General features: G+C 34.1%; 4 protein-coding genes. 3 read left to right on the top strand and 1 reads right to left on the bottom strand.

The window, feature by feature from the left end; translation table 11 throughout:
- Positions 1–186: 186 nt before the first annotated feature.
- From BUB34_RS12620 to BUB34_RS12610, 3 genes are all read left to right on the top strand, one after another.
- Positions 187–1449, top strand: a complete 1263-nt coding sequence (locus tag BUB34_RS12620; protein ID WP_073127810.1) for an IS1380-like element ISEcp1 family transposase — start codon at positions 187–189, stop codon at positions 1447–1449.
- A 245-nt stretch (positions 1450–1694) separates the two neighbouring features.
- Positions 1695–2813 (top strand): alanine dehydrogenase, encoded by a 1119-nt coding sequence (gene ald / locus BUB34_RS12615; RefSeq protein WP_073127807.1) that lies wholly within the window; start codon positions 1695–1697, stop codon positions 2811–2813.
- 147 nt (positions 2814–2960) lie between these two features.
- Positions 2961–4223: an IS1380-like element ISEnca1 family transposase gene (locus BUB34_RS12610; protein WP_031587700.1), complete on the top strand. Its 1263-nt coding sequence runs from the start codon at positions 2961–2963 to the stop codon at positions 4221–4223.
- A gap of 174 nt (positions 4224–4397) precedes the next feature.
- Here the strand turns inward: BUB34_RS12610 and BUB34_RS13305 are convergent.
- The coding region (locus BUB34_RS13305; protein ID WP_159430065.1) for a hypothetical protein at positions 4398–4968 on the bottom strand (571 nt) is incomplete at its 5' end.

Below are 4968 nucleotides of genomic sequence, written 5' to 3'. Positions count from 1 at the left end.
CCTAGATTCTACGTCAGTACTTCAAAAAGCATAATCAAAGCCTTGATAAATATGCGTTCCTTCGAAATTCAGCTTTCACCCATTGGGTGAAAGAAAAGTGCTCAAAAATATGTTAAATTATCAGCTTTTATGACTCGATATATGGTAAAATAATAGTAAGAAAAGTAGTAAAAAGGGGTTCTAATTATGATTAATAAAATTGATTTCAAAGCTAAGAATCTAACATCAAATGCAGGTCTTTTTCTGCTCCTTGAGAATGCAAAAAGCAATGGGATTTTTGATTTTATTGAAAATGACCTCGTATTTGATAATGACTCAACAAATAAAATCAAGATGAATCATATAAAGACCATGCTCTGCGGTCACTTCATTGGCATTGATAAGTTAGAACGTCTAAAGCTACTTCAAAATGATCCCCTCGTCAACGAGTTTGATATTTCCGTAAAAGAACCTGAAACAGTGTCACGGTTTCTAGGAAACTTCAACTTCAAGACAACCCAAATGTTTAGAGACATTAATTTTAAAGTCTTTAAAAAACTGCTCACTAAAAGTAAATTGACATCCATTACGATTGATATTGATAGTAGTGTAATTAACGTAGAAGGTCATCAAGAAGGTGCGTCAAAAGGATATAATCCTAAGAAACTGGGAAACCGATGCTACAATATCCAATTTGCATTTTGCGACGAATTAAAAGCATATGTTACCGGATTTGTAAGAAGTGGCAATACTTACACTGCAAACGGTGCTGCGGAAATGATCAAAGAAATTGTTGCTAACATCAAATCAGACGATTTAGAAATTTTATTTCGAATGGATAGTGGCTACTTTGATGAAAAAATTATCGAAACGATAGAATCTCTTGGATGCAAATATTTAATTAAAGCCAAAAGTTATTCTACACTAACCTCACAAGCAACGAATTCATCAACTGTATTCGTTAAAGGAGAAGAAGGTAGAGAAACTACAGAACTGTATACAAAATTAGTTAAATGGGAAAAAGACAGAAGATTTGTCGTATCTCGCGTACTGAAACCAGAAAAAGAAAGAGCACAATTATCACTTTTAGAAGGTTCCGAATACGACTACTTTTTCTTTGTAACAAATACTACCTTGCTTTCTGAAAAAGTAGTTATATACTATGAAAAGCGTGGTAATGCTGAAAACTATATCAAAGAAGCCAAATACGACATGGCGGTGGGTCATCTCTTGCTAAAGTCATTTTGGGCGAATGAAGCCGTGTTTCAAATGATGATGCTTTCATATAACCTATTTTTGTTGTTCAAGTTTGATTCCTTGGACTCTTCAGAATACAGACAGCAAATAAAGACCTTTCGTTTGAAGTATGTATTTCTTGCAGCAAAAATAATCAAAACCGCAAGATATGTAATCATGAAGTTGTCGGAAAACTATCCGTACAAGGGAGTGTATGAAAAATGTCTGGTATAATAAGAATATCATCAATAAAATTGAGTGTTGCTCTGTGGATAACTTGCAGAGTTTATTAAGTATCATTGCAGCAAAGATGAAATCAATGATTTATCAAAAATGATTGAAAGGTGGTTGTAAATAATGTTACAATGTGTGAGAAGCAGTCTAAATTCTTCGTGAAATAGTGATTTTTGAAGCTAATAAAAAACACACGTGGAATTTAGGTATTATATTCAGTCTAAAATAAAAGGGGAGGAATAAAAATGATAATTGGAATACCAAAGGAAATTAAATCTCAGGAAAGTAGGGTGTCTTTAACTCCAGCAGGAGCAGATGGTTTTACAAGAGCAGGTCATAGGGTTTTAGTAGAAAGTGGTGCAGGACTTGGCTCAGGTTTTACGGATGAAGAGTACAAGGAAGTAGGAGCAGAAATAGTTTCAGATGCAGCAAAGGTGTGGGCGGATGCAGAAATGATAATGAAGGTTAAGGAACCTTTAAAATCAGAATATGGTTATTTTAGAGAAGGACTTATTATATTTACTTACCTGCATTTAGCAGCTGAAAGAGAATTAACTCAAGCTTTAGTTGATTCCGGAGCAATTGCAATAGCTTATGAGACAGTAGAACTTGAGAATAGATCACTTCCGCTTTTAACTCCAATGAGTGAAGTAGCCGGAAGAATGGCAGTACAGCAAGGTTCAATTTACCTTGAAAAAACTCGTGGCGGGAAGGGACTTTTAATTGATGGAGTACCTGGAGTAGCTCCGGCACATGTAGTAGTTGTAGGAGCAGGAATAGTGGGAACTGGTGCTATTAGAAGAGCTATAGGTTTAGGAGCAAGGGTAACTGTACTTGATGTAAACGTGGATCGTCTTCGCTATTTAGGAGAAGTATTTATGGGAAGACTAGAAACTGTATATTCCAATAACTATAATATGATGCAGGCTGTTAAAACAGCAGACCTGGTAGTAGGAGCAGTTTTAATTCCAGGAGCAAAGGCACCAAAGCTTGTTACTGAAGAAATGGTAAAAGCTATGGAACCAGGCAGTGTAATAGTTGACGTTGCCATAGACCAAGGTGGTTGTGTGGAAACAATAGATGGACCAACTACTCACGAAGATCCTATATTTATAAAGCATGGTGTAGTTCATTATGCTGTAGCTAATATTCCGGGAGCAGTTTCAAAAACATCTACACTAGCTCTTACAAATGTTACTTTAGGATATGGACTAAGAATTGCAAATAATGGATGGAAAGATGCACTTAAAGCTGATGCAGCCTTAGCAAAGGGTGCCAATGTAATAAATGGTAAGGTTGTTTATAAAGCTGTAGCAGATGCTTTTGATATGCCTTATGTAGATTTAATTAAAGTATTAAGTTAATAGAAGACTAATTTCAGCCCCTTAAATTTTAAGGGGCTTTAACATTTTAAATATTTAATGTGGAATTCTCCTTATCCTTTAATTCAACAGGTGGGAAAAATATAATTCTTGCTAATAGTAACAAAAGCAGAAAAAGGGGTTTAAATTATGATTAATAAAATTGATTTCACAGCTAAGAATCTAACATCAAATGCAGGTCTTTTTCTTCTCCTTGAGAACGCAAAAAGTAATGAGATTTTTGATCTAGTTGAAGATGACCTCGTATTTGATAATGACTCCACAAATAAAATCAAGATGAATCATATAAAGACGATGATCTGTGGTCACTTTATTGGTATAGACAAGCTAGAACGTCTAAAGCTCCTTCAAAATGATCCACTCGTTAATGAATTTGATATTTCCGTAAAAGAACCTGAAACAGTGTCACGATTTTTAGGAAACTTCACCTTTAAGACAACACAAATGTTTAGAGACATTAATTTTAAAGTCTTTAAAAAACTGCTCACTAAAAGTAAATTGACATCCATTACGATTGATATTGATAGTAGTGTAATCAACGTAGAAGGTCATCAAGAAGGTGCATCAAAAGGATATAATCCCAAGAAACTAGGAAACCGATGCTACAATATCCAGTTTGCATTTTGCGACGAATTAAAAGCCTACGTCACCGGATTTGTAAGAAGTGGCAATACTTACACAGCTAACGGTGCATCTGAAATGATCAAAGAAATAGTAGCCAACATCAAAACAGATGATTTAGAGATTTTATTTCGAATGGATAGTGGCTACTTTGATGAAAAAATTATTGAAACGATAGAATCTCTTGGTTGCAAATATTTAATTAAAGCCAAAAGTTATTCTACGCTTGCATCCCAAGCAACGAATTCATCGGTTGTATTCGTTAAAGGTGAAGAAGGCAGAGAAACTACAGAACTGTTTACAAAATTAGATAACTGGGAGAAAGACAGAAGGTTTGTTGTGTCTCGCGTACTGAAACCAGAAAAAGAAAGAGCACAAATATCACTTTTAGAAGGCTCTGAGTACGAATACTTTTTCTTTGTGACAAACACTACATTGCTTTCTGAAAAAGTAGTTATATCCTATGAAAAACGTGGCAATGCTGAGAACTATATTAAAGAAGCCAAATACGACATGGCGGTGGGTCATCTTTTACTTAAATCATTTTGGGCAAATGAAGCGGTGTTTCAAATGATGATGCTTTCATATAACCTGTTTTTGTTGTTCAAGATTGATTCCTTAGAGCCTTCAGAATACAGACAGCAAATAAAGACCTTTCGTTTGAAGTATGTATTTCTTGCAGCCAAAATCATTAAAACCGCAAGAACTGTAATTATGAATTTGTCAGAAAACTATCCGTACAAGGAAGTGTATGAAAAATGTCTGGTATAATAAAGATATCATCTTGAAAATCGAGTGTTGCTCTGTGGATAACTTGCAGGGTTTAATAAGTATCTTTACTCCAAAGTTGCAATCAATAATTTATTGAAAAAGATTGAAAGGTGGTGGTAAATAATGTTACAATGTGGGAGTATCAGTTTAAATTCTTCGTGAAATAGTGTTCTTTTAAGCTAATAAAAAATGCACGTGGAATTTAGGTATTCTATAATCTGCATCCCAATCAAATTTCATATTTAATTCTTTAATAGCAGTAGTAAGAGGTTTTAAAACATCTTTAATTTTTTCTGCATCAGTGCCCTCTATGTTAGATTGTTTTATTAATTCTTCTTTTAATTCCGGTGAAAGGTAACCAGAAACATCTCCAAGTCCAACACTAACCCCACTTATCTCCACCTGTCGTAAAAACCTTCTTGCAAAATCAATTGCAGGATGCTTACTATCTTCTACACTAAGTTTCTCAGCAGTATATTCTGTACCCTCTTTGATAAAATCAATATATAAATTTTTACTATGATATAATCTAAACACTCCATTATCATAGGAATATTTATATTCATTTGTACCATTAGTAGTAGCATTTATAACAAAAAGTGTTTCATTATCTTTCCATTCATAGTTTAGTTTTTGGTTGGCTAAAATTAGTTCTTTATCATTTAAAAACTCAATATATTTGCCTTTTCCATATAACATCTCGGCAGCAATCTTAGCACCTTCTTGATGTCTCATTGTATTTCCC

Origin of the sequence: Asaccharospora irregularis DSM 2635 (genome assembly GCF_900129815.1) — a bacterium.
Lineage (GTDB): Bacteria > Bacillota > Clostridia > Peptostreptococcales > Peptostreptococcaceae > Asaccharospora > Asaccharospora irregularis.
This window is presented reverse-complemented; position numbering and strand designations above follow the sequence as displayed.

Bases quoted from the DNA above. Each gene is read 5' to 3' on its own strand.
- BUB34_RS12620 (WP_073127810.1), top strand. From the start codon at position 187: ATGATTAATAAAATTGATTTCAAAGCTAAGAATCTAACATCAAATGCA.
- ald (WP_073127807.1), top strand. From the start codon at position 1,695: ATGATAATTGGAATACCAAAGGAAATTAAATCTCAGGAAAGTAGGGTG.
- BUB34_RS12610 (WP_031587700.1), top strand. From the start codon at position 2,961: ATGATTAATAAAATTGATTTCACAGCTAAGAATCTAACATCAAATGCA.